A 24541-nucleotide genomic window follows, 5' to 3' on the forward strand; every position below is an offset into this window, starting at 1 on the left:
ATCCTAGGTTGGTCCCGATAGTTCTAATCCATACTTCGCTTTAGCAACCTCGATGAAGCCTCGGATCGTTGGCGCGTTCTCGACCCGGCAATATTCGCAATCACCAACGTTCATGACAAATCCAATTTTGCCCCTCTTGTAATAGATGCCGATTCCTCTTTTGCCCGTGTTGGAGGCCAGAACCGAGAATCCAGTTTGTCCCTCCTCGGGGGAGACGCCCGCCTCACCCAACTGCAGGTACTCTATCTCTTTTGATGCTTTTGCGTCCACAACACGAATAATGCAACCAGCTATGGCTCCTACGGATTGACCTTGGCACCGATTAACCAGCGTTTCCAATGCAAGGCTGATCTCCTCGAATTCGATTTCGCCGGCACTGACGACAAGAGGCAGCACCTTAAACGTCCCGTCAGGTTGCTGTACTTGCTGCATCGCAGGGGGCACATATGGTTGCCGTAACTCCATCATCTTCTTGTATTCGTTCGCATCGCCAATATAGGCACGTTCCGGATAAGTAATGGTCTCACTTGATACGCGTGCTAGTTTTCTGACGGCGGAATTGTAAGTCAGGACGAGGAATTCACAGTCTGGAACATCTTTCCCGCCGCTAGCTTCGATTGCTCGCTTGTACGCTTCAAAGAGACGATCGGGCGCGCTGAGGCTAGGATCTGCTTGCAGCGCGCCATGAACTTCTGAAATTAGTTTGATCGCAGTATCAACGGCATTTGACGTCGCAAAAGCAACAGCTGTCCGAGGATTGAGAATTTGTACCTTTAGTGTGTGAAACTCTCCGTTAACGGGTCCGGTTGGATTACCCTTGATGTGCATGAGCGTGGTGACCAAGGTGTCAGAAACAAGAAATCCAATATCCGGAGTTGCTGCTGCTACGATGAGGGTCATGTGGCGCCCGTATTTTCAGTCTTCCTAATGCTTGCTCTTCGCGCCAGTTTCACCATCTCGAGCAGCAGCGCTTCGCCGGCATCGACCAGCTCATCGAGCGTGATGCGTGCGTTGCCCTTGCGCCGCAACGCGCCGCCGCGTGCGAGCGGTGGGATGTGCACGAACGACGCCAGACGGAGATGATCGTCGATGCTAGCAGCCTCGATCGCGCGCCAGCTCAGATAGTTGCAAAGATAACTCCCGGCATCGCGCGACGGCCGCGCGTCGATACCAGTCGTCAGCGCGGCGCGCAGCAGCCGCAGCGTATGCGGGCCAAACCGAATCGCGTCCGGACCGAGCCCGATCGATCCCTTGCGGACGCGGGTTTGCGCCGCATCGGGCCACAGCAGCGTGACGGCGTTGCGCGCACGGGTCTCGATCCTGAGATGCGCAGTGCGGCCCGCCAGCCCGAACATCAGTATTGCCTGCGGCCGGTGTTTTGCCAGTGCTTGCGGCAATTCGAGGTCGACCGCCTTGTAGGTCACGGGAAAGATGTGATTCGAGATATCCACGTCGGCGAAGGCCGGGCGGCGCAGCCGCATCAGCCGCTCGACCAGCGCCTGCGTCGGATTATACGGCGCGCCCGGAAACGGCCCGAAGCCGGTGACGAGAATGCGAAGCCTGTCGCTCACCGCAGCATCTCCGCGATCTGTTCGGCCGCAACCGCCGGCGTGATGCGCCCGTCGGCGACCTCGGCCTCGGTCTTTTTAACCCGGGCGCGGATCGTGGGGTCGGCGCGCAGCCGCGCCATCATCCGCTGCTCCAGCATCGACCACATCCATTTCACCTGCTGCTCGCGCCGCCGGCCTGCGAATTCACCCGAGGCATTCATGGCGGTACGGTGATCCAGGATCTTCTGCCACAGCGTGTCCATGCCGGTGCCGGTCAGGGCCGAATAGGTCAGCACCGGCGGATGCCAGTGCTCCGAACGGGGCGTTAGAATATGCAGGGCGCCGCGATATTCTGCGGCGGCGAGATTGGCGCGCTTGATATTGTCGCCATCGGCCTTGTTGACCGCGATCATGTCGGCGAGTTCGACGAGCCCCTTCTTGATGCCCTGCAGTTCATCGCCGGCGCCGGGCAGCATCAGGGCCAGGAAGAAGTCGGTCATGTCGCAGACCGCGGTCTCGGACTGGCCGATGCCGACCGTCTCCACCAGCACCACGTCAAAGCCGGCCGCCTCGCACAACAACATCGCCTCGCGGGTTTTGGCGGCGACGCCGCCGAGCGTGCCTGATGCAGGCGAGGGCCGGATGAAGGCGTCGTCGGAGGCTGACAATCGCGCCATCCGCGTCTTGTCGCCGAGGATGGAGCCGCCGGTCCGCGCCGAGGACGGGTCCACCGCCAGCACCGCGACCTTGTGGCCGCCTTCGATCAGGAACATGCCGAGCGCATCGATGGTGGTTGACTTGCCGACCCCCGGGGAACCGGTGATGCCGACACGCACGGCTTTGCCGGTGTCGGGCAGCAGCGCCTGCACCAGGTCGCGCGCGGCGGCCTGATGGTCGCCACGGCGGCTCTCGATCAGGGTGATCGCGCGCGCCAACGCGGCGCGGTGACCCAAACGCAGGTCCTTGGCGAGCTTGTCGATATCGGGGGGAGCAATCGGCCGGTTCATGCCTTGGTTTACAACGGCTGCGCGGTGCAGGCGAGGGGATCGTGTGGCGTGTTAGCGGGGCGCGGCGGCGGGCGAAGCCGCCTTGAGCCGTCGCCACCCCCAGATCAGTACCGGCCAAATCAACGCGCCGATCGCCAGGGCGGCGAGGAACGCGGAAATCGGTCGCTCGAAGAACGGCAACACGCTGCCATCGGACTTGATGAGCGAAGTCACGAAACTCTGCTCGATCATGGTGCCCATCACGATACCGAGCACCATGGCGGCAACCGGATAACCGTTGGCTTCCATGACGTAACCAATGACTCCGAAAGCCGCGACGGTCACGACGCCGAACATGTTGTTGCCGATGGCGAACGAACCGACCGCGCAGCACAGCATGATGAAGGGCATGACGGAGGAACGGGGGGCGCGCAACACATAACTCGCCAGACGGATCATGACGATGCCCAGCGGAATCATGATGATGTTGGCGATGATGAACATGAGATAAATCGCATACATGCTCGACGCCTTCTCGGTGAACAGCGTCGGGCCGGGGTTCAATCCCTTCATGTAGAGCACACCGATGGCGATGGCCGCGATGGTGTCGCCGGGAATGCCGAACAGCAGCGACGGCACCCACCCCGACGCGATGCTGGCGTTGTTGCTGGCGCCGGCTTCGACCAGGCCCTCAACGTGGCCGGTTCCGAACTTCTCGGGTTCCTTCGAGAAGCGCTTGGACATTGCGTAGCTGACCCACGCGGCCATGTCGGCACCGGCGCCCGGCAGCACCCCGATGATGATGCCGATGATGTTCCCGCGTGTCATCTGCCAGCGATACTTCTTGGTGAGCCTCCACTGGCCCGCCATGATGCTTCCGAACTTGCGCTTTGGGATTGGCGGCGGTTCCGGCGTCAGCATTGCACGCATGACTTGCGCCACGGCAAATACACCGACCAGTGCCGGGATCGGCTCGATGCCGCCGAACAGATCGGTCATTCCAAATGTAAAGCGAGGCACGCCGCCGGGATTCTCAATTCCGACGCAGGCGACAAGCAGGCCGATGAACATGCCCGCGATGGCCTTCACAGGCGAAGAGCGCGCGACCAGCGTCGCGCACATCAGGCCCAGGAACGCGAGCCAGAAGTATTCGAAGGTCGAGAACGACAGCGCGATCTCGGCAAGCGGCGGCGCGAGGATCATCAGCGAGAGCGTGCCCGCGATACCGCCAACAGCGGAGAACCATACGCCGGCGCCAAGCGCCAGTTCGGCCTCTCCCTTGCGCGTCATGGCATAGGCTTCGTCCGCGTAAGCTGCCGAGGCGGGGGTACCCGGAATGCGAAGCAACGCGCCGGGGATGTCGCCGGAGAAGATCGCCATCGTGGACGCTGCCACGATGGTCGCAATCGCGGCGATCGGTGACAAATAGAACGTAACCGGGACCAGCAGGGCGGTCGCCATCGTCGCGGACAGGCCGGGCAGCGATCCTATGACGAGGCCATAGACCGATGCCGCCAGCATCGCGATGATGACTTCCCAGGTGGAAATGAGCGCGAACGCTTCAATCAGGGTGTTAAGCATGGGTCACCACGGCATCGGCAACAGCCCGGCCGGGAGCGGCACGCGCAGTAGCTTGCTGAAAATCAGATGGATGACAACCGGTGCCATCACCGCGAGCGGCAGCGAAAGCTTCCAGCGCGCGCCGAGCGCGCTCGACGTCACGAACACGATCAGCGCGGCCGTGATGATGAAACCCAATCGGTCTGCGACCGCCACGTAGAACAACAGCAGCGCTGGCGGTAACAGTGCGCGCAGGCCGTAAAGCTTGCCGGTGGGCGGCCGCGCTTGACCGGCCTCGAGCGGAATAATCTCTTCTTCCTCTTCGAAGGTGCGGCCGATGCCGAGAGCAATCGCAAGCCCGCAAAGCGCGAGACCCGACCCGATCACCAGCGGAAAGATATTGGGGCCCACCGGCTGACCGGGCACGGGCGGCAGCAGCCAGCCGCCATAGGCAGCCGCCGCTCCGAGGCCAACGAGAAACAATCCCGTGACTTGATCGGGAAGACGCATAAAACGAGCCCCACGTATTTCCGAGCAAGTGAACCGGTGGGACCGATCAGGCCTTGGAGAGGCCGGCAGCCTTCATCGCCTCGCCCATTTGGGCGTCGCCCTTGTCCATGAATGTCGCGAATTCCGTCGCGTCGCCCCACACCGTTCCGAAACCGCGATTGCTCATGAAGTCCTTGAAGTCCTTGGAGTCGTAGACCTTCTTCAGTGAAGCCGTGAGCTTGGTCGCGACGTCCGCAGACAGGCCCTTCGGACCCGCAATGCCGCGCCACGCCCCCGTCGCATAGTCGATCCCCATCGACTCCTTCAGCGTCGGCACGTCAGGGAATGACGGGTTGCGCTTGGGCGCCATGATGGCGAGGCTGCGCGCCTTGCCGGCCTCGATGATGGCGCGCGCTTCCGGCACCGAGCAGGTGGTCAGGTCGAGACCACCAGCCGCGAGATCCTGCATCGCGGGTGCCGCACCGTTCGATGGTACCCAGGCCACCTGATTTGCAGGAAGTCCGAGCGCCTGCATCCAGCCGACCAGCGCCAGATGCCAAATGCCGCCCTGGCCGGTGCCCGAGGCTTTGAACTTGCCGATAGGCGCTGCCTTGATGGCGTCGGCGAGCTCCTTCACGGTCTTGTAGGGCGACGCTGAAGGGACCTGGATGCCGGGCGGGTCCTCGTTCATCAGGGCCAGCGGCGTGTAGCTCTTTGGCGCCAGTTCGGTCAGCCCCTGCCAGTGCATCATCGAGATTTCCACCGTCAGCATGCCGATGGTGTAGCCGTCGGGTTGCGCGGTTGCGATCGCGGAATGGCCGACCACGCCGGAGCCGCCGGTGCGATTGACCACGTTGAACGGCTGGCCGAGGTCCTTCTCCAACAGCGCCGCGACGATGCGCGCCGTCGCATCGGTGCCGCCGCCGGCGCCCCACGGCACAATCACGGTCACCGGCCGTGCCGGATAAGCCTGCGCCAACGCCGGCTTGAATCCAAAACCCGCGACGGCCGCTGCTGCGGCGGTTGAAGCCGCAAATGCGCGGCGCGTAATTTTGGTCATGTAATCCTCCCTGCGGCGTCCCTGACAGCGGGCGCTCTTGTGATGCGGCATTCTAGGCGGCTTTGCGCTGCGCTCGCAAGGCGTTACGCGATGATGCTGGATGATCGCCGGTGGGACATCGCGACACATCCGGAAATCGGGTGGCGGCGATCAGGAGGTGCGGATAGGTATCCATGCGCGGCGTCACTGGACAGCCGCGGTCGACTGCGGAGGCAACATGACGACAGCCTATTACAGCACCGTGCTGGATTATCCGCTTGCTACCGTGTGGTCGCTGATCCGCGATTTCAACGATTATCCGGTCTATATCGATGGCGTGAGCGAAAGCGTCATCGAGGACGACAAGGGCGGCGACGAAGTCGGCGCCATCAGGCACTTCTGCTATCTCGGCACCTGGATCCGGCAGCGCCTGGCTCGTCATTCCGACGCGCAGCACACGCTGACCTATGCCGGCATCGAACCGTTCCCGTTTCCACCAGATATTCTGCCGGAATCACCGGGCCCGACGCGCTACGAGGGCACCATGCACCTGATGCGAATCATCGAGGGCGACCGGACCTTCATCGAATGGGATGTCGCGCTCGACACCGCCCCTGAAGATGCCGATCGCTGGCTGACGCTGTTCCAGTCCTGGATACCGGACTGGACCCATTCGCTGGAGCGGGCATTGGAGCGCCGCGCTGGGTAAGCTACTCCGCCGCCTCGCTATGCCCCAGCCTTGCATTGAGCTTGTGGATCAACTCTTCGGCGGCGTCGGCGATCACGGTGCCCGGTGGGAAGATCGCTTCCGCGCCGGCCTTGTAGAGCGCCTCGTAGTCCTGCGGCGGCACCACGCCGCCGATGATGATCATGATGTCCTCGCGGCCCTGCTTCTTCAGCGCGGCCTTCAATTCCGGCACCGCGGTGAGGTGGGCGGCCGCCAGCGACGAGACGCCGAGGATATGCACGTCGTTCTCGACCGCCTGCCGCGCGGCTTCGTCGGCGGTGGCAAACAGCGGTCCGATATCGACGTCGAAGCCGACGTCGGCAAAGGCTGACGCGATCACCTTCTGGCCGCGGTCGTGGCCGTCCTGGCCGATCTTGGCGACCAGGATACGGGGGCGGCGGCCCTCGGCATCCTCGAACGCATCGATCAGCGCCTGCACTTTCTCGACCCGGTTGGACATGGTGGACGCCTCCCGCTTGTAGACGCCGGTGATGGATTTGATTTCCGCGCGATGCCGTCCGAACACCTTCTCCATCGCGTCCGAGATTTCGCCGACCGTGGCCTTGGCGCGCGCCGCGTCGATGGCGAGCGCCAAGAGGTTGCCGTTGCCTTCGCCGGCCGAGCGCGTCAACGCCGCGAGCGCCGCATCGACTTCCTTCTGGTCGCGCTCGGAGCGCAGCCGCGACAGCTTGTCGATCTGCAGCCGACGCACGGTGGAATTCTCCACCTTCAGCACGTCGATGGCCGCCTCGTTGACCGGCTTGAACTTGTTGACACCGATCACGGCCTGCCGTCCGGCGTCGATCCGCGCCTGCGTCTTGGCCGAGGCTTCCTCGATTCTTAGCTTCGGCACGCCGGCCTCGATCGCCTTCGCCATGCCGCCGAGCGCCTCGACTTCCTGGATATGGCCCCAGGCTTTGGCGGCGAGATCGCGGGTCAGCCGTTCGACATAGTAGGAGCCGCCCCAGGGATCGATGATGCGGTTGGTGCCGCTTTCCTGCTGCAGGAACAGTTGCGTGTTGCGGGCAATGCGCGCCGAGAAATCGGTCGGCAGCGCGAGCGCCTCGTCGAGCGCGTTGGTGTGCAATGATTGTGTGTGGCCTTGCGTCGCCGCCATCGCCTCGATGGTGGTGCGCATCACGTTGTTGAAGACGTCCTGCGCGGTCAGCGACCAGCCCGAGGTCTGGCAATGGGTGCGCAGCGACAGCGAGCGGGGGTCCTTCGGGTTGAACTGCGTCAGCAGCTTGGCCCACAGCAGCCGCGCCGCGCGCATTTTCGCCACCTCCATGAAAAAATTCATGCCGATGGCCCAGAAGAACGACAGCCGCGGCGCGAAGCGGTCGACGTCGAGGCCGGCCGCAAGCCCGGCGCGGAGATATTCGACGCCGTCGGCCAGCGTGTAGGCGAGCTCGAGGTCCTGCGTCGCGCCGGCTTCCTGCATGTGATAGCCGGAGATCGAAATGGAATTGTACTTCGGCATCTTCTGCGAGGTGTAGGCAAAGATGTCCGAGATGATCCGCATCGAGGGGGTAGGCGGATAGATGTAGGTGTTGCGCACCATGAACTCTTTCAGAATGTCATTCTGAATGGTGCCCGACAGTTTCTCCGGCGGTACGCCCTGTTCCTCGGCGGCGGCAACGAACAGCGCGAGGATCGGCAGCACCGCGCCGTTCATCGTCATCGAAACGCTCATCTGGTCGAGCGGGATGCCGGCAAACAGCGTGCGCATGTCGTAGATGGAATCGATCGCCACGCCGGCCATGCCGACGTCGCCGGAGACGCGCGGATGATCGCTGTCATAACCGCGGTGCGTCGCCAGATCGAATGCGACCGAAAGGCCCTTTTGTCCGGCCGCGAGGTTGCGGCGGTAGAACGCGTTGGAATCTTCCGCCGTGGAGAACCCGGCATATTGCCTGATCGTCCAGGGCTGGTTGACGTACATGGTCGGGTAGGGGCCGCGCAGATAGGGCGCGATCCCCGGGTAGGTGTCGAGGAAGTCGATGCCTTCGAGGTCGGCCTCGCTGTAGGCGGGTTTGACGAGGATGCCCTCGGGCGTCAGCCACGGCTCGGCGCCGGCAGGCGGTGGCGGCGCCTCGACCGGCTCGAACTTCACAGCGGTGAAATCGGGTATTCTGCTCATGAGGAGCGGCCTTCCTTCAATTTCGCAATCCGTGCCTCGCAGTCCGCTAGACGCTTCAGAGTCTCAGGCTCCCCGGCGATCTGCTCTGAACCGAGCGCAAGCACTTCTCCTGCTCGAAACGTCATACCGAACATCGTTATTCTTCGCGAAAAAATGTACGCCAATAGCGGTAAACCCACCACCACGAAAAGGACGTAGGAAGCCGGAACCTGGCCGGCGAAAAACCCTGCCACCATCAAAATTCCGATGCCGCACACGATGGCAATCCCGGCTGCCGTAAACCATTCCGGCGCCTGGTCCTCCGGCGATGCCGGCCGAAGCGAGCGCGACCGCATCGGATAGAATGGTCCGTTATGATAAGCGATCATGGAGAGCAGTCGACCGCGCTCGGCTTCGAGTTGGGACAGCTCATCCTCGCCAGCCATATCTCCTGCTGAAGGTGTCTGTGCCATTCGGGTCGCTGCCCTTTCCTCAATCCCGGTCCGGATGTTGGTGGCTGACGATACGGCTAAGCTTTTCGCTACCCGTACCCTCAAGCGTGCTCCTGCCAGGCAGATCGCCGATCCTGCCGACCCAGGCCAAATGGGATTCGGTTCCCGTGGCGTAGGTCGGAACCACGAGGTCCGGCCGGTCGAAACTGCCGGTGGTAAGCTCGATCACGCTGCCGTCGATCACGCGATAGCTGAGCGGCGTCCCACACGCCGCGCAGAAGTCGCGTTCGGCGATCGACGACGAGCGAAAGGTCGCCGGTTTGCCGCGGGTCCACGCAAAATCCTCGTGCTTGACTTCGGCGAGCGAAATGAAAGGGCCGCCCACCGCTTTCTGGCACATGCGGCAGTGGCACAAGCCTATCTTCACTGGGCCCGCATAAGCCGCGAAACGCACGGCGCCACACTGGCAGCCGCCGGTCAGAACAGCTTTTCTCGCCGAAGCCATGTTCACTCCATCCGCTTCCATGCGTCCTGCAACATTGCGAGCGCATCGCCGCCGGCAAAAATGAAGTCACCGACGCCGGCGGCCCGTAGTGCTGCTTCCTGCTCGCCGGGCCGGCCTGCCAGATAGATATGCTTTGCGTCAGCGGCTTGAAGGGCCTGGGCGGCCGCCGTCGCCTGGGCGGCATAGACCTTGTCGGAGGAACAAAGGCACGCGACGTCGGCGCCGGAGGCCTTGAATGCGGCGGCAAGCGCCGCCGGATCGGCAAAGCCCTGCGTATCGATCGCCTCGATGCCGCCGGTCTCGAAGAAGCTTTTTGCAAATGTCGCCCGCGCGGTGAAATCGGCCGGGGTGCCGAGATTGGCGAGGAAGATTTTTGGCCGTGCGCCCGCGCTGTTGAGCTTCGCGTCCGATTTGTCGCGCAACGCTTCGAACGGCGCGGCCAGCCGCATCGGCGGCAGCGCGTCGAACTTGAACCTGGCTTCGCCATAGGGCGCCAGCGCAATCGGTTTTGCGTCCAGCACCGCGATCTCGGCCTCGTGCAGGTTCGGAAATTCGCTGGCGCCGGTCAGCACGTCGCGGCGCTTGGCGATGTTGGTCTCGCGCACGGCTCGCGTCGCTGCGACCTTGCGCTGGATCACGTTCTGCTCGAGCGCGGCGAACAGGCCGCCGGCCTTTTCGATGTCCTGGAACAGCGACCACGCCGCTTCGCAAAGCTGCCCTGTGAGCGTTTCGATGCCGCCGGAGCCGGCGGCGGGATCGGACACCTTGGCGAGGTTGGATTCTTCCAGTAGCACCAGCTGCGTGTTGCGCGCGGCGCGGCGCGCGAACGGATCGGGCAAGCCCAGCGCCAGCGTATGCGGCAGCACGGTGATGGCGTTGGCGCCGCCGAGGCCGGCGGAGAAGGTCGCCATCGTCGCCCGCAGCATGTTCACGTACGGGTCGCGCTGCGTCAGCATGCGCCAGGCGGTATCCGCCGCGACGAACAGCGGTTTGGGCACGAGGCCGCAGGCCTGCTCGACCCGCGCCCACAACACCCTGATAGCGCGGAATTTCGCCAGCGTCAGGAACTGATCGGCGTCGGCGGAAAGCCGCGCATAGACCATGCCCTGCGCGTCTTCGAGCGAGATGCCGGCCGTTTCGATCGCGCGCAGATAGGCGACGCCTGCGGCGAGCACAAACGCCAGCTCCTGAACTTCCGATCCGCCGGCATCGTGGATCACGCGCCCGTCGGCGGCCGCGAGCGGGCCTTTGAAGCCGAGCGCGGCAAGGCCTTCGATGGCGCTGGTGACCGCGGGCACGATCTCGGACCAGCTATAGGGGCTGGATCCCCACACCGCGCCGGCCCCGAGCGGGTCGAGCCCGAAACGGATATCGCAGGCTGCGGGGTCTAGCCCCTTGCGCTGGACATATTCCGCGACATGGATGGCCGCCATCCGCGATTGCGGGCCGATCTGAAGTTCGATGCCGATGCCGGCATCGAGATAGATGCCATCGAGGATTTGCGCCACCGCTTCCGGCGAGGGATCCAGCCCGAAGCCGTAAGCGCCGTTGGCCCCGGCGAACACCAGCGTGAGCCCGGTTGCGCCATTTTCGAGGTCATGAAGCGCCTGCGCGTTGGCCGCTTTGGCGTCGGGATGATCGGCCCGCTGCATGATCTGCCAGGGCGCGGCCGCAGGGCGGCCTGCGACCGGGGCGGCACCTTGCGCGCGCGGGTAGATCGGATCGATCTTCAATCCATCGGATGTCTTGCCGACCAGTTTTTCGAACGGCGCGCCCTTCAGCACCCCGTCGACCAGCTTGCGCCAGTCCTCGTAGTTCGCGGGGGCAAAATCCGCGGCTAATCGCAACTCATTGGTGGTGGTCGTCATCCGGACAGTGGTTCCTTGGTCGCCTCTTGATTTGGCCGGAAATTGCCACGGGGCGGCCGCCAAGCCAAACGGTTGTTTTAGGCTACCCGGGGCCTGGTCAGGGCTGGTCGAGGTCGGGTAGCTGCAAAATACCGTCGGTCGAAAGTGCCGCCAGCGCGTCCCTCACGCTGCGTCCCGCAATGATACGGTCGGGCACGATCTCGGCGAGCGGCACCAGCACGAAGGCGCGCTCGAACAGCCTGGGATGCGGCAGTGTCAGTTCCGGCTTGTCGATCCTGACGTCGTCATAGGCGAGCAGGTCGAGGTCGAGGGTGCGCGGGCCCCAATGCTGCTCGGCGGCGCGGTCGCGGCCGAATTTCTTCTCGATCTTGTGCAGCGTGAACAGCAGTGCATGCGGATCGAGGCTGGTGTCGATCTCGATGCAGGCGTTGATGAAGGGCGCCTGCGCTTCATTGCCCCAGGGCGGCGTGGTGTAATCCGACGACCGCGCCAGCAATGCCGCCTGCGTCATGCCGCAGATGTTGGAGATGGCTTTGCGGAATGTCGCGCGTACGTCGCCGACATTGCCGCCGAGCGCGATCAGCACGTCAGCCATGTCAGGGCGACTGCCGTGTGCGCATCAAAACCACACCGACATCGTCGAAGATCGCGGCGATCGGCGCGTGCGGCTTGTGGACGGTGACCTCGACCGCAGCGATGCGCGGGAACGCGGCAAGGATGGCATCGGCCACGGCGCCGGCCGCACGTTCCAGCAGTTTGTAATTGGTGTTCTTGAACGCCGCCGTCGCGGTCGCGACCACATTGGAATAGGACACGGTGTCGGATAGGCGGTCGGTGCGCGAGGATTCCGACAGGTCGACGGAGAGCTCGAGATCGATGACGAAGCGCTGGCCGACTTCGGTCTCGTGTTCCATCACGCCATGGCGGGCGTGGATGACGACGCCGGTGATAAAGATCGTATCGGTCATCTCTGCAGTTCCCCAATGGCGGCTGCGACGCGCAGCGCTTGAACGGTTTCCGCAACGTCATGGGCGCGGATGATGCGCGCGCCACCCTTCGCCGCAATCAGATGGGCGGCAATCGAGCCGCCAAGGCGCTGATGTGGTTCCGACGGCGTCACCACGCTGATGAAGCGCTTGCGCGAGGCCCCGACCAGCAGCGGCAGGCCGAAGGATTGCAGTTCATGCAGCCGCGCCAGGGCCGTCATGCTCTGTTCCGGCGTCTTGCCAAAGCCGATACCGGGGTCGAGTACGATCTTGCCGGGCGAAATACCGGCCTTCGCGGCGATGTCGAGCGATCGCGCGAAGAAGGAGGCGATATCCTTCATGATGTCGATGGCGGGATCGGCGCTGTCGCGGTTGTGCATGATGATGACGGGCACTTGGCGTGCCGCGATCAGGCCGGCCATGCCGACATCGCGCTGCAGCCCCCAGACATCGTTGGCGATGACGGCGCCATGGTCGAGCGCCCAGGCGACGACGGCCGACTTCATGCTGTCGATCGAGACGGGAACTCCAAGTGAAACAACCTCCGGTAGCACCGGTTGCAACCGCTTCAACTCTTCTTCTACCGAGATCGGTTCTGATCCGTAGGGCCGCGTCGATTCCGCACCGATGTCGATGATGTCAGCACCCTCGCCGACCATTCGGCGGGCCTGCGCAAGCGCGCTTTCGGGGGCAGCGAACTGTCCGCCATCGGAAAATGAGTCGGGGGTTACGTTCAGCACGCCCATCACGGCCGGGCAGGGCCGTGACAACAGCGCCGTCAGGTCAAAATGACCGGCCGGGCCGGCCGCGGTGGCGGGTCTGGACATGGTTGCGATCATGCGGTCGCTTTGCGCGGTCCGCGCCAGTGAGTCAAGACGCGAGACCCCGCCAGCGTATGTCGGCTGGCCGACTTTTAGTAGCTGATTTTCGGCTGAAGCTTGCGCGCCTGGGCGATCAGTTGCTCGACCGACTTCTCCGAGGGCATGACGCGGACCAGCTTACGCTTGGTATTCACGTCTTTCATGTTCTGGGCGAGCCGTGCCGGGTTACGCAGCGCGAGTTCGCGAACCGTCGGCACGCCGGCAGCGCGCACCAGCCCGACCTTCGCCTTGCCCATCCCGGGAATCCGCATGTAGTCGGAGAAATTGGCCCATTCGAGCAGTTGCTGTTCGCTGATCCCGGTCTTCGCGGCGAGCGCCTTGCGTCCTTTGACGGTGCGGGCAGCTTCAAGCAGCGCTTCGGTCGTGCGAATGCCAATCGATTTGAGTTTCGAGGCAGAGTAGGCGGTCAAGCCTTCGATCTCGGAGAGGGGATATGTCATGATACTCGATGCAAAAAGAATGTGCGCGGCCGAACGGGGTGTTTCAAGCGAACTGGCTTAGCCCCGGTGTCCCCGAAATGATCTCGCCCATCTTGTCCGCTCCGATTTTGTCGCGGCCGAACCTGAAAAGTTCACGCGCCACGTTCTGAATCTCGCTCATGCCCAGACCAAGCGCTATCAGCTTGGTGCCGAGCGCCATCAACCCGCCGCCCATCAACCTGGAGAGGCCGCTGTTGCTGTTCGAGGCCGCGATCGCAGCCTCGGCGCCTGGAATTTGATCGATCAGAGCCTGAACCTTGTCGGAAGGCCCCTCGTTACGGAGAAAACCCAGAACGATGCCGATGGTTTTTTCAGCGACAACGCTATCGATGCCGGCCTTGCTGGCCAGCTGTCCAATCAATTCGTCCATATTGCCCCGCCCTCAGCCGGTTTGTTACCGGGTCGTACCTTGTGAATTTATCTTGAGCGTCTGCGATCTGAAATACAAGCGATCCGCGCGCGCGAAGGCGATTTCGTCCGAGATCGCTCGTCGAGTGTTGCAGCAATGCAAGAGTGAATGCGGGATTCACGCCATGTTACCGCACTGCGGCCCTCGTATTTCTACCGGAGTTAGAGAAAAGTATGAGGCAGGGTGCAAGGCCCGGGTCATGTCCTTGTCCATGGACGGTTTCAATCGGCCGGCAGGATGCGATATGATGGCGTTGCTTGGCGACCAAACTTTCCCGATGCGCGCGAAGAGGCGATGTGATGGCGACCCCCGACAACAAGACAGCCGATACCAACGAGAAGATTTTTATCGGCAAGGGCGAGCAGACAGCGTGGCTGACGCTCGCGCTCGCCAATCGGCACGGCCTCGTTACCGGCGCGACCGGAACCGGCAAGACCGTGTCGCTGCAGGTGATGGCGGAAGGGTTTGCTCGGGCCGGCGTTCCGGTTTTCGCAGCCGATATCAAGGGCGACCTGTCCGGAATCTCCGAAGTCGGCGAACCCAAGGACTTTATCCTCAAGCGCGCGGGCGAGATGGGGCTCAACTTCCAGCCCGATCAGTTCTCGACCGTCTTCTGGGACGTGTTTGGCGAGCAGGGCCATCCGGTCCGGGCCACCGTCACGGAAATGGGACCGTTGCTGCTTTCCCGGATGCTCGATTTGAACGACGTCCAGGAGGGCGTCCTCAATGTTGCGTTCCGTGTCGCGGATGAGAACGGACTGACGCTGATCGATATGAAGGATCTCCGCGCGCTGCTCGATGCCATCGTGCCGGCCGGCGGCAAGAAGGCTGCCGATGCGGAAGAAGACCCGCTGGCGCCGATCCGCAAGGCCGCGCAGGGCTTCGGCAACGTCTCAAAGGCGACGGTTGGCACGATTCAGCGCCAGCTGCTGGTGCTGGAGAACCAGGGCGCCGCGAAATTCTTCGGCGAACCGGCGCTGACGCTGAAGGATTTCATGAAGACCGACAGCGATGGCCGCGGCATGGTCAATATCCTCGTCGCGGACAAGCTGATGCAGAGCCCGCGACTCTACTCGACCTTCCTGTTGTGGATGCTGTCGGAACTGTTCGAGGAATTACCTGAGGCCGGCGACCTGCCGAAGCCGAAGCTGGTGTTCTTCTTCGACGAGGCGCATCTGTTGTTCACCGATGCGCCGAAGGCGCTGATGGATAAGATCGAGCAGGTCGTACGGCTGATCCGTTCCAAGGGCGTCGGTGTTTATTTCGTCACGCAAAATCCGATCGACGTGCCGGACAAGGTGCTCGCGCAATTGGGCAACCGCGTCCAGCACGCGTTGCGCGCGTTCACACCGCGTGACCAGAAGGCGGTGGCGGCTGCGGCGCAGACGTTCCGGCCCAATCCGAAGCTCGACACCGCACGGGTGATCATGGAACTCGCCAAGGGCGAGGCGCTGGTGTCGTTCCTCGAAGGCGGCGGCACGCCGACGATGGTCGAGCGGGTGATGATCCGGCCGCCGACGGGACGGATCGGACCGATCACGCCGGAGGAACGCAAGGCGCTCATGAACAAGAGCCCGGTGAAGGGCAAATACGACACTGCGGTAGATGCTGACTCCGCCTATGAGATGCTGCTGAAGCGCGTGGCAGGCACGGCCGCGCCGGCGGATGGATCGGATGGCGGCGATGGTGGCGGCGGCATCCTCGGGCAGATCGGCGGGATCGTCGGCACCATCTTCGGCACCAACAACAAGCGCGGCCGGCTGTCGACCGGCCAGGTCATCGCGCGCGACGTTACGCGTTCCGTCACCAACAAGGTGATCGGTGGTGTTGTCGCCGATCTCGGCAAATCGGTCGGCGGCTCGCTCGGCAGTTCGATCGGCCGCTCAATCGTGCGCGGCGCACTTGGCGGATTGCTGCGCCGATAAGTCTGGGGCTCACGGGACGCCGAAACGCAATTTTGCACGGTCGCCACGTTTGAAGGATTCGGCGGCGCGATTGATTGCTGGTTAGGGGACTGGATGGAGCGAAACGCGGACCAAGCCGACGGCTCGACGGCCGTCACGGAATACGTATGGACGTGGTTCTTGCATCAGGTCGCGCGTGTCCGCAGCGCCGATATTCCTGGCTGGGTTTGGGTCGTGCTGCTTTGGGCGCTCATGGCCTTTCCAGCGGTGTCGCTACGGGGCACCCATTTCGAAGAGGGCACGGTAATCGGACTGGCGCGAGGCGCCGTCGAGGATGGGCAGTGGCTTTCTCCGCATCTGTACGGCCTTCGGTATGTCGAGCGTCCTGTTCTGCTGTCGTGGATTGCCGCGGCAATCGGAAAGCTCTCGGGCGGCGTTTCGCTTTGGTCGGCCCGCATACCGCATTTGCTGTTTCTGCTCGCCGGCGGGTTGATGGTCTTCCATCTGGTGTTGCCGCACACCCGCAAGGCGCCGGCGGTGTTTGGCGCGCTCTGCTGGTTTGCGTGTCCAATGGTCAGTCAGAAGTTTGTCACCGCCGAGCCTGACGTGACCTTGTCGGTGCTGCTGTTCGGAGGGTTCTTCCTGTGGTGGAAGGGCGTTTGCAGCGGCAACACGTCAATTCTCAGGTGGCTCGCAATCGGTCTGCTGCTGGCGGCGGCGGGCCTCGCCAAGGGTCCCCAGCCCATCGCCTATTTTACGCTGGGCGTCGGTACGTATCTGCTGGTGAAGCGGCGTTGGAGCGATCTTCCGGGTTTTGTCTTCGCCAACGCAATGGCCGGGCTGATCGTTGCGGCCTGGTACTGGATGGTCATGATTCCGGGCGACGTAAAAGGCTGGATCCTCCATTCGCGTTTGTCCGAGGAAATGACGCTGATGCAATGGGTGAGGGATCACCTGGATTTTGTCCTCAGCCTTTTCCTGGTGGAATGGTTGCCGGGTTCGGTGTTGCTGTTTCCGGCAATCGTCGCCCTCGCGCGGAACGCCTTCGGTCGAGAGCGCGATCTCATGCTTGCTGCCGTGCTTTATGCGACGGTCGCGTCCATGCTGCTGCTGATCTGGCCCGGGGGTGTCGCGACGCGCTATGCGATGCCTGCTAATTTGGCGCTCGCCGTAGTGGGAGGGATCCTGTTCGACCGGTGGTGGGCGTCGCGACCCTGGCTCATTGCCGTCAGCAACACGATTGTAACCGGGATATCAACTGCCTTGATCGTTCTCGGCTGGATTGTTATCCCGGCCGCTCCGATCGCGTTTAGTCAGTCGAAGTCTTCGGCGCAGACGATAGCCGCGGTCAGGGAGGCGATGCAGGCTACGCTCTATGTCACCACCAGTGCCGATTTGAACACGCTGGCGTATGTTGGCGTTCCTATTCGCATGGTAGGGCTCATGGATATCGCCAACCTGAAGCCGCCCGCCTTTGCGATACTGAGGGGTTCAGAGGTCGCTGAGATCGTCGCCCAAAAGCCCGATTTTGCGGCCATTGCCCATGCCACACTGAACAAGGGGCTGCTTACCAGGATTTTCGAGATCAGGGGTAAGCCAGAGCCATGATTATCCCGAACTGACGTCCCAGATTGTGCAAGTAAGCCTCGCATCGACTGGTCCGCACGTGAACCTGGTTGCTACTGAACCCAGCCGTGCACCGTCACCCACCGTGAAAGTGAGTAATCCCCGTGCTTAGATGGCCATCTTTGCGACGTCCGCTGGATGTCCTCTTTATCGTTGTCTGCATCGCGTTGACCGCGGACGTTCTGGTTCCCGAAATCTGGGGGAACGGCAAAACGAAGGATTACGCGCTCTGGTATTGGGCCGGCCAGCAAGTGCTTCACGGTGGCGATCTTTACCTGCGGGTGACGCGAGGGACCCTCGACTTCATCTATCCGCCGCTGTCGGCGGTGCTGCTGGCGCTTCCGAGCTATTTCGGCAAGATCCCATTTTATCTGTGCCTGTCGTTCCTCAACATCGTCGCGTGGTGGATGACGGCGCAGTATTCGCACGCGATGGCGGGCTCGGGTCAAAAGCCCGGTCCCTGGCTGGAAGCGCTGCCGGGGATCGTTACGGTCACCTTCGTGTTCGACATGTTCGACCTCGGACAGCCCAACCTCGTGTTGCTGGCACTGATGATGTACGGATTCTGGCTGCTGCGCGATCAGCGCGGATGGATGGCGGGAAGCATGTTCGCGCTCGCCACCGCGATCAAGGTATTTCCGGTGGCGGTGTTCCCCTATCTGGTCTGGCGCAGGCAGTGGGCGGCTGCCGCGAGCATGCTGGTCTTCCTGATGGTGTTTCTGTTCGTGCTGCCGGCGCCGTTTCGCGGCTTCCAGCACAACGTTGCCGAATTGAAGACCTGGTATCAGGGCATGGTGGGGTCCACTTCGGAAAAGGGGTTCGGCCAGCGCGACGAGCAGAACTGGTCGTGGGTCAATCAGTCCATCATCGCGGTGACGCACCGCCTGACGCGGCCGGTGAACTACAATCAGGAAGATCCGGCCAAGCCGGTGCGCACCATGAATGTCGCCAACCTCGACTTCAAGACGGCGAACTGGATCGTGCTGGCGGTCTCGTTGGCGATCGGGATCGGTTACATCGCGGTGATGCCGCCGGCGTCGCGCCGGACGGAACGGTCCGACGCCGAGGAACTCGGTATCCTGTTCTGCCTGATGACGGTCGCCTCACCACTCGCCCGTCAGTACTATTTCATGTGGCTGTTCTTCCCGATCACGGTGCTGATCCATCGCGCCGCTTATGACCCGCGCCCCGCGGTGAAGGCCGGCACCTGGGCGCTTCTGGCCGTCGCAGGCTTGCTGTTGTGCCTGTCGCTGCCGATCTTTCCGAACGACCTGCAGCGCTTACGGGAACAATCTGACCTCGACCGCGCTGCTGGTGGCGGGGCTGGTCTGGCACATGCTGCACCCGCCCACTGCGGACGCTGCCGCCACTTTGCCCCAGGCCACAAGCGGGCTACAAATCGACGCAACAACAATGCCCACAGCCAAGGGATATCAGTGATGGCCAACGCACAGCTTCAGCCGGTCCTCGACCGCATCGATGCCGATTTCGACAACAGCCTCGAACGGCTGTTTGCGCTGCTGCGGATCAAGTCGATCTCGGCCGATCCCGCCTTTGCCGGCGATTGCAAGGCGGCCGCCGATCACCTGGCCAAGGACATCGCGACGCTCGGTTTTGCGGCGGAGGTGCGGCCGACGGCGGGGCATCCTGCGATCGTCGCCAAGATGAATGGCAGCAAGGGCGGGCGGCCGCACGTGCTGTTCTACGGGCATTACGATGTACAGCCGGTCGACCCCTTGAACCTGTGGCATCGTCCGCCGTTCGAGCCTGTCGTGACCGACCATGCCGACGGCCGCAAGATCATCGTTGCGCGTGGTGCGGAGGACGACAAGGGACAGCTGATGACCTTCGTCGAAGCCTGCCGCGCCTGGAAATCGGTGACCGGATCGCTGCCGGTGGACGTCACCATCGTCATCGAGGGCGAGGAAGAGGTCGGCTCGAAAAACTTCGTGCCGTTCCTCGAGCAGAACAAGGCTGACCTGAAAGCGGACTTCGCGCTGGTCTGCGACACCGGCATGTGGGACCAGAACACGCCTGCGATCACGACGTCATTGCGCGGACTCGTTTATGACGAGGTCAAGATCAAGGCCGCCAACCGCGATCTGCATTCCGGCATCTTCGGCGGCGGTGCGCAGAACCCGATCCGGGTGCTGACCAAAATTCTCGGCGGCCTGTTCGACGACAACGGCCGCATCACCATTCCCGGCTTCTACGACGGCGTGAAGGACCTGCCGCCGGATATCCTGGCGCAATGGAAAAATCTCAACCTGACGGCGGAATCATTCCTGAAGCCGATCGGGCTTTCGATTCCGGCCGGCGAAAAGGACCGCCTCCTGATCGAACAGGTCTCCTCGCGCCCGACCTGCGACATCAACGGCATCGTCGGCGGCTACACCGGCGAGGGCTCCAAGACGGTGATCGCGGCCGAAGCCTCCGCAAAAATTTCGTTCCGCCTGGTGGAGGGGCAGAACCCGGACAAGATCCGCAAGGCCTTCCGCGATTATGTGACGGCGCGGCTGCCCGGCGATTGCAAGGCCGAATTCATCGATCACTCCAACGCACCCGCGATCGCGCTCGACTGGAACATGAAGCCGCTGGCCGCCGCCAAGCGCGCGCTGACTGACGAATGGGGCAAGGAAGCGCTGCTGATCGGTTCCGGCGCCTCGATCCCGATCGTCGCGGACTTCAAGCGCACGCTCGGCCTCGATACCGTGCTGGTCGGCTTCGGCCTCGACGACGACAACATCCATTCGCCGAACGAGAAGTACGACCTCAAGAGTTTTCACAAGGGCATCCGCTCCTGGGCCCGGATTTTGGCAGCGTTCGCGGAAACGCCGAAATAGCTTTGTAGCCTGTAGGGTGGGCAAAGGCGCATCGCGCCGTGCCCACCATCTATCCATACGACTGGCTTAAGTGGTGGGCACGCTTCGCTTTGCCCACCCTACGTTCAGCCCCAAATAAAAACGCCGCCCGGAATTGGGCGGCGTTTTGATTCGGTAGTGCAGAGGTCGTTGGGAAACAACTTACACGCAATTCTCAAGATTTTCAATTCCGATAGTCTGGGCAGGCGCGGGCCTTTACTCCCGCGGATAGGGCCCGTCGCGGAAGACGCGGTCGTGATAGCCCTTGCGGCCGACCTCACGCGCGAGCGGGCTGCGGATGTCGTCATCGGTTTGCAGCCGCGCCAGCAGGGTGCGGAAATCATGGCGCGGTTGCCAGCCGAGTTCAGCCCGCGCCCTGGCGTTGACGTAAACCCGGTCGATGCCGGAAGCCATCGTCCAGCCGCGCCGTGCATATGCCGCCTCAAAGGCGGGCACGTAACGGCGCAGCACGCGCGGCAAATCGCTGCGCAATTCCGCGGCGTCATCGCGCGAGAACGGCGTCGTGGCGCTGACGATGTATTTCGCGAAACCTGCTGATGGTGCGTGGCGGATGGCGAGCAGATGCGCGCTGACCACGTCCTCGAGATCGACGCGGCGATGGAGAAACTCGTTGGCCTTGACGTTGGCGTCGGCATAGCCCTCGCGGACGGCGCGGTTGTCGTCTTCCTCGGGAAAGAAACGTGAGGTGCGCAGGACGATGGCGCCGAGCGAATGGTTGCGCGCAAACAGCTGGCACAGGTCCTCGGCGGCCGCCTTGGTGACGCCGTAGATGTTTTTCGGCACCGGGGTGACGTCTTCCGTCACCCAGGCGGCGGGCTCGCCAGGTGGCGGCACCAGCGCGTCACCGAACACGCTGGTGGTGCTGGTGTAGACGAACGCCGTGACATCGGCTGCAGTGGCTTCCTCGAGCAGATTGAGCGTGCCCGTGACGTTGACGTCGACAAAGTCCTGACGGCTGTGGGTCGCCACATGCGGCTTGTGCAGCGTCGCTGCGTGCAGCACGGCCGTGACGCCCTTCATGCATCGTCGCACAAAGCCGCGGTCGGTGATCGAGCCCACACGCTGCGTGAACGCGCCGGGAAGAACGTCGATGCCGAGGACTTCACGCCGCTCAGCCTGCAGCGTACGGACCAGAGCCTCGCCGAGATGGCCGGAACTGCCGGTCACCAGAATAGTCACTTCGCCAAGCCTTTCGCACTGTTCACCCGCGTGCGGGCGTCAGGTCCGGTAGCTCGGGTCGATGCGATCGAGCTTGCGCAGCAGCGGCGGCCACACCAGGTTGGTCGAGCGCATTTCCGCACGGTCAGGATTGCTGAACAGTGCTGCATTCTTGTCGACGACGGCCTGCTCGACCGGGTAGGCGGTCGGCCCGAGCATACGGGTGCGCACCTGCATCGTGCAGGCCCGCTCCAGATGGTACATGCGCTCGAAGGCGGAGGCGACCGAGCGGCCGACGGTGAGCGTGCCGTGATTGCGCAGCAGCATGTGGTTCCTGTTGCCGAGGTCCTTCTGCAGCCGCGGGCGCTCGTCATGGTCCAGCGCGATGCCTTCGTAGTCGTGATAGGCGAGGTCATGGGTGACCAGTTGCGCGGTCTGGTTCATCGGCAGCAGGCCTTCCATGCAGCTCGCCACTGCCGTGCCGTCGGGCGTGTGCAGATGAAGCACGCAGCCGGCGTCCTCGCGGACCTCGTGGATCGCCGAATGGATGGTGAAGCCGGCCGGGTTGATGCTGTAATCGCTCTGGGTGAGCTGGTTGCCGTTGAGGTCGACCTTCACCAGGCTGGAAGCTGTGATCTCGTCGAACATCAGGCCGTAAGGATTGATCAGGAAGTGATGCTCCGGTCCGGGTACCCGCGCGGAAATGTGGGTGTCGACGAGATCGTCCCAGCCATAGAGCGCGACCAGCCGATAGGCGGCGGCGAGATCGACGCGCTGGTTCCACTCGGCATCGGTCATGCCGGACGGTACTTCCTTGAGGCGAGCTTCGGCTGGCGACATGACCGGTTTCTCCCGTGCAATGCTGGTTTTCGCAGGCAAGCCTAGCCCTGCGCCCGCACCACAGCAAGGCGCGGCCAGGAGCTGGCTGTTATGTCTTTGTGCTCTTGATAGGGGCTACGGCGCCGGAATGGCCAGCAGGGAGGAAATGGCGCGGCCGCGAATATCGTACACGCGCGCGAACACGACGTCGTCGCGCTTGATCTCCACCATCACCGGCGCGGTGAGGCCCTTGCAATAAAATTCGCCCAGCGTCATCGCGAAGTCGGCGGCGTTGCTGTCCCAGCCGATCGTGAAATCCGGACCGAGCGCGACTTGCGCCGGACGTTGCGGACCGCACACCGCGACCTTCCACTTGCGCCCGCTCGGAGCGACTTCCTGCCGCTCGACCAGTTCCTCGCGCAGGCCGTCGGAAGCCTGCTTCAGCGCCAGGCCCCAATAGTCCAGCATGAAGAAATTGTCGGCGGAGCGGACCGTGCCGGCGATGTGGTTGAAGTGGGTGTATTCGTAAGGATGCAGGCGGATCATTTCGCTGAGCGGCAGCAACAGACCGAACGCGAACGCCGCAAGGGCTGCGGGTTGCCAGCTGCGGCGGTTTTCCTTCAGCCAGGTCATGCCCCGGCCGAAGGCGACACCGGCCAGCACCGCCATCGGCGGGATCACGAACACGAAATGCCGGATGCCGTTGTAGAGCGCGGGCCGCTTCACCATCGCGATCACCAGCGGCAGCGTCGCCGCCATCGTGAGCATCAACATGATGGTCTTGCGGCGGGCCGGCACGTCGGTGCGCGACAGCGACATGAAGGTGCCGATGATGCCGGTGAACAACAGCGCCAGCAGCACTTCGGGGAGCTGCAGCGCGAACAGCGTCGGCAGATACGACCACGGCATGTCCGGCACCGACACCAGCGCGCCGTCGAACATTTCCTTCCAGGGCTTTTCGAAGAAATGCGAGAAATAGGTCAGCGCCTTGAACGGATGGTCCGGCTCCATGATCGCCCATGGCCATACCAGGCCCATCAGCAGGTAGCCGAACACGAGGCCCGGCAGCAGCACGTAAACCACATGACCGAAGCGATGCGCGGCCTCGCGGGCGCCTTGCGTACGGTATTCCTCGATCAGCAACGGCACGAAACCGACCATGGCGTAGACCAGCGCCAGCCCGCCGAGAATGCGGCAGCCGATGGCAAGGCCGGCACCAAATCCGACGATCAGGATGGTTCGCGGCGAGGGCTGTGGATATTCCTCGGCGAGGCGGACCAGACCCAGGATCAGGATCACCATCGAGACCGCGAATGGCGCGTCCTTCGGGTTCATGAACATGTGGCCGTAGAAGGTCGGGCACAGCGCCAGCAGCAACAGCGTCGCGAGCCCGGCCAGCGGACCGCCGACGCGACGCGCGAGCCGCCACGTCACGGCAAGTCCGATGACACCGACGACGGCGCCGAGCAGGCGGCGCGTTTCGAACAGTTCGAGCGGGATGACCTTGTGCAGCAGTGCCGCCGCCATGTCGAAGCCGCCGCCATACATGTAGAGATTGGCGAACGACAGCGCGCCGACATCCTTGAAACCGGAACCGTACATACGGAGCAGCAGCTCGGCATATTCGGCGTGGGTGTAATCGTCCCAGCCCAGTCCGTAATCACGGAAGGTCAAACCTGCGACCAGGGTGACAGCGGCCAGCACGACCATGGCAAGGTCGTCCCAAGTCCGCTCCATCGAGCGCCGCTCGGGCGTATCGACGGCAGATGTCGTGATGGCTGACATGGCTATTGGCTAACCCGGTGTCCCCTTTGGCCCAGCGTTTGCGCTTTTGAGCCTCTTTCCCCGGCATCCATATAGCGCAGTTCCATTTTCAAGTAATCGGGAATTGTGGTCTAATTCCCTGATGCAATGCAACAAATCGGCGGTAATTAGTAGGCGGTAGATATACGGGAGGCGTCTGAATGGCAGCTGAATGCCCGATCGGCGCCTGAATTTTGCCGAGGGAAGGCTTCCGCTGCCAAGGGATCCAGGGGATTTTTGAGGAACCGTTTTTTGAGGAACTCTGTGCAGAATTGCTGGTTGGCGGTGCGCACATTATG

At 63.0% G+C, this 24541-nt stretch carries 22 protein-coding genes and 1 pseudogene; 5 read left to right on the forward strand and 18 right to left on the reverse strand.

Features of this window, described 5'->3' with window-relative positions; genetic code table 11:
* Positions 1–3: 3 nt before the first annotated feature.
* The 6 genes from ABIE49_RS34230 to ABIE49_RS34255 are packed head-to-tail and all read right to left on the reverse strand — an operon-like array spanning position 4 to position 5645.
* Positions 4–900: a hypothetical protein gene (locus ABIE49_RS34230; RefSeq protein WP_192737407.1), complete on the reverse strand. Its 897-nt coding sequence runs from the start codon at positions 898–900 to the stop codon at positions 4–6.
* On the reverse strand, positions 897–1571 hold the full coding sequence (locus tag ABIE49_RS34235) for a pyroglutamyl-peptidase I (RefSeq protein WP_192737408.1): 675 nt from the start codon (positions 1569–1571) through the stop codon (positions 897–899). Before ABIE49_RS34235 ends, ABIE49_RS34230 begins: the two co-directional genes overlap by 4 nt.
* A complete protein-coding gene (meaB, locus tag ABIE49_RS34240) occupies positions 1568–2557 on the reverse strand; it encodes a methylmalonyl Co-A mutase-associated GTPase MeaB (RefSeq protein WP_192737409.1) in 990 nt (329 codons plus the stop codon). The genes ABIE49_RS34235 and meaB overlap by 4 nt, the downstream gene beginning before the upstream one ends.
* 51 nt (positions 2558–2608) lie before the next feature.
* Complete coding sequence (locus tag ABIE49_RS34245; RefSeq protein WP_192737410.1) at positions 2609–4117, reverse strand: tripartite tricarboxylate transporter permease; 1509 nt, start codon at positions 4115–4117, stop codon at positions 2609–2611.
* Positions 4118–4120: 3 nt separating this feature from the next.
* Complete coding sequence (locus tag ABIE49_RS34250) at positions 4121–4606, reverse strand: tripartite tricarboxylate transporter TctB family protein (RefSeq protein WP_192737411.1); 486 nt, start codon at positions 4604–4606, stop codon at positions 4121–4123.
* Between the two features lie 46 nt (positions 4607–4652).
* Positions 4653–5645: a tripartite tricarboxylate transporter substrate binding protein gene (locus tag ABIE49_RS34255; protein WP_192737412.1), complete on the reverse strand. Its 993-nt coding sequence runs from the start codon at positions 5643–5645 to the stop codon at positions 4653–4655.
* 217 nt (positions 5646–5862) lie between these two features.
* On the opposite strand from ABIE49_RS34255, the gene ABIE49_RS34260 reads away from it, so the two are divergent.
* Positions 5863–6333, forward strand: a complete 471-nt coding sequence (locus ABIE49_RS34260; RefSeq protein ID WP_192737413.1) for an SRPBCC family protein — start codon at positions 5863–5865, stop codon at positions 6331–6333.
* Position 6334: 1 nt separating this feature from the next.
* Here ABIE49_RS34260 and scpA read toward each other — a convergent pair whose 3' ends face one another.
* From scpA to ABIE49_RS34305, 9 genes are all read right to left on the reverse strand, one after another.
* On the reverse strand, positions 6335–8491 hold the full coding sequence (gene scpA / locus ABIE49_RS34265; protein ID WP_192737414.1) for a methylmalonyl-CoA mutase: 2157 nt from the start codon (positions 8489–8491) through the stop codon (positions 6335–6337).
* Positions 8488–8943 (reverse strand): hypothetical protein, encoded by a 456-nt coding sequence (locus ABIE49_RS34270; protein WP_192737415.1) that lies wholly within the window; start codon positions 8941–8943, stop codon positions 8488–8490. The genes scpA and ABIE49_RS34270 overlap by 4 nt, the downstream gene beginning before the upstream one ends.
* A gap of 19 nt (positions 8944–8962) precedes the next feature.
* On the reverse strand, positions 8963–9427 hold the full coding sequence (locus ABIE49_RS34275) for a GFA family protein (RefSeq protein WP_192737416.1): 465 nt from the start codon (positions 9425–9427) through the stop codon (positions 8963–8965).
* A gap of 2 nt (positions 9428–9429) precedes the next feature.
* A complete protein-coding gene (locus ABIE49_RS34280; RefSeq protein WP_192737417.1) occupies positions 9430–11295 on the reverse strand; it encodes a methylmalonyl-CoA mutase family protein in 1866 nt (621 codons plus the stop codon).
* A gap of 97 nt (positions 11296–11392) precedes the next feature.
* Positions 11393–11890 (reverse strand): 2-amino-4-hydroxy-6-hydroxymethyldihydropteridine diphosphokinase, encoded by a 498-nt coding sequence (folK, locus tag ABIE49_RS34285; RefSeq protein WP_192737418.1) that lies wholly within the window; start codon positions 11888–11890, stop codon positions 11393–11395.
* Between the two features lies 1 nt (position 11891).
* Positions 11892–12263: a dihydroneopterin aldolase gene (folB, locus tag ABIE49_RS34290; protein WP_192737419.1), complete on the reverse strand. Its 372-nt coding sequence runs from the start codon at positions 12261–12263 to the stop codon at positions 11892–11894.
* The gene (gene folP, locus ABIE49_RS34295; RefSeq protein ID WP_192737420.1) at positions 12260–13120 is read right to left on the reverse strand and encodes a dihydropteroate synthase; all 861 of its coding nucleotides are present in this window, start codon (positions 13118–13120) and stop codon (positions 12260–12262) included. Before folP ends, folB begins: the two co-directional genes overlap by 4 nt.
* Positions 13121–13194: 74 nt before the next feature.
* Positions 13195–13602, reverse strand: a complete 408-nt coding sequence (locus ABIE49_RS34300) for a DUF4332 domain-containing protein (protein WP_192737421.1) — start codon at positions 13600–13602, stop codon at positions 13195–13197.
* Between the two features lie 43 nt (positions 13603–13645).
* Positions 13646–14011 carry a DUF2267 domain-containing protein gene (locus ABIE49_RS34305; protein ID WP_192737422.1) on the reverse strand — a complete coding sequence of 122 codons (366 nt, stop codon included), beginning with the start codon at positions 14009–14011 and terminating at the stop codon, positions 13646–13648.
* 338 nt (positions 14012–14349) lie between these two features.
* On the opposite strand from ABIE49_RS34305, the gene ABIE49_RS34310 reads away from it, so the two are divergent.
* The 4 genes and pseudogenes from ABIE49_RS34310 (at position 14350) to ABIE49_RS34325 (ending at position 20423) form a co-directional block, all read left to right on the forward strand.
* Positions 14350–15975, forward strand: coding sequence for a helicase HerA-like domain-containing protein (locus ABIE49_RS34310; protein WP_192737423.1), 1626 nt, complete (start codon positions 14350–14352; stop codon positions 15973–15975).
* Between the two features lie 159 nt (positions 15976–16134).
* Positions 16135–17562 carry an ArnT family glycosyltransferase gene (locus ABIE49_RS34315; RefSeq protein ID WP_192737424.1) on the forward strand — a complete coding sequence of 476 codons (1428 nt, stop codon included), beginning with the start codon at positions 16135–16137 and terminating at the stop codon, positions 17560–17562.
* Between the two features lie 116 nt (positions 17563–17678).
* A pseudogene (locus ABIE49_RS34320) lies at positions 17679–19020 on the forward strand (glycosyltransferase family 87 protein).
* Positions 19020–20423, forward strand: coding sequence for a M20/M25/M40 family metallo-hydrolase (locus ABIE49_RS34325; RefSeq protein WP_192737425.1), 1404 nt, complete (start codon positions 19020–19022; stop codon positions 20421–20423). The pseudogene ABIE49_RS34320 and the gene ABIE49_RS34325 overlap by 1 nt, the downstream one beginning before the upstream one ends.
* A 234-nt stretch (positions 20424–20657) precedes the next feature.
* Here ABIE49_RS34325 and ABIE49_RS34330 read toward each other — a convergent pair whose 3' ends face one another.
* The 3 genes from ABIE49_RS34330 to ABIE49_RS34340 form a co-directional block, all read right to left on the reverse strand.
* Positions 20658–21641, reverse strand: coding sequence for an NAD-dependent epimerase/dehydratase family protein (locus ABIE49_RS34330; RefSeq protein WP_192737426.1), 984 nt, complete (start codon positions 21639–21641; stop codon positions 20658–20660).
* A 39-nt stretch (positions 21642–21680) separates the two neighbouring features.
* Positions 21681–22460, reverse strand: a complete 780-nt coding sequence (locus ABIE49_RS34335) for a class II aldolase/adducin family protein (RefSeq protein WP_192737427.1) — start codon at positions 22458–22460, stop codon at positions 21681–21683.
* A gap of 114 nt (positions 22461–22574) precedes the next feature.
* On the reverse strand, positions 22575–24224 hold the full coding sequence (locus tag ABIE49_RS34340) for a glycosyltransferase family 39 protein (protein ID WP_192737428.1): 1650 nt from the start codon (positions 24222–24224) through the stop codon (positions 22575–22577).
* Positions 24225–24541: the final 317 nt, after the last annotated feature.

It is taken from the genome of Bradyrhizobium sp. OAE829 (genome assembly GCF_040546575.1).
Taxonomy (GTDB): Bacteria; Pseudomonadota; Alphaproteobacteria; order Rhizobiales; family Xanthobacteraceae; genus Bradyrhizobium.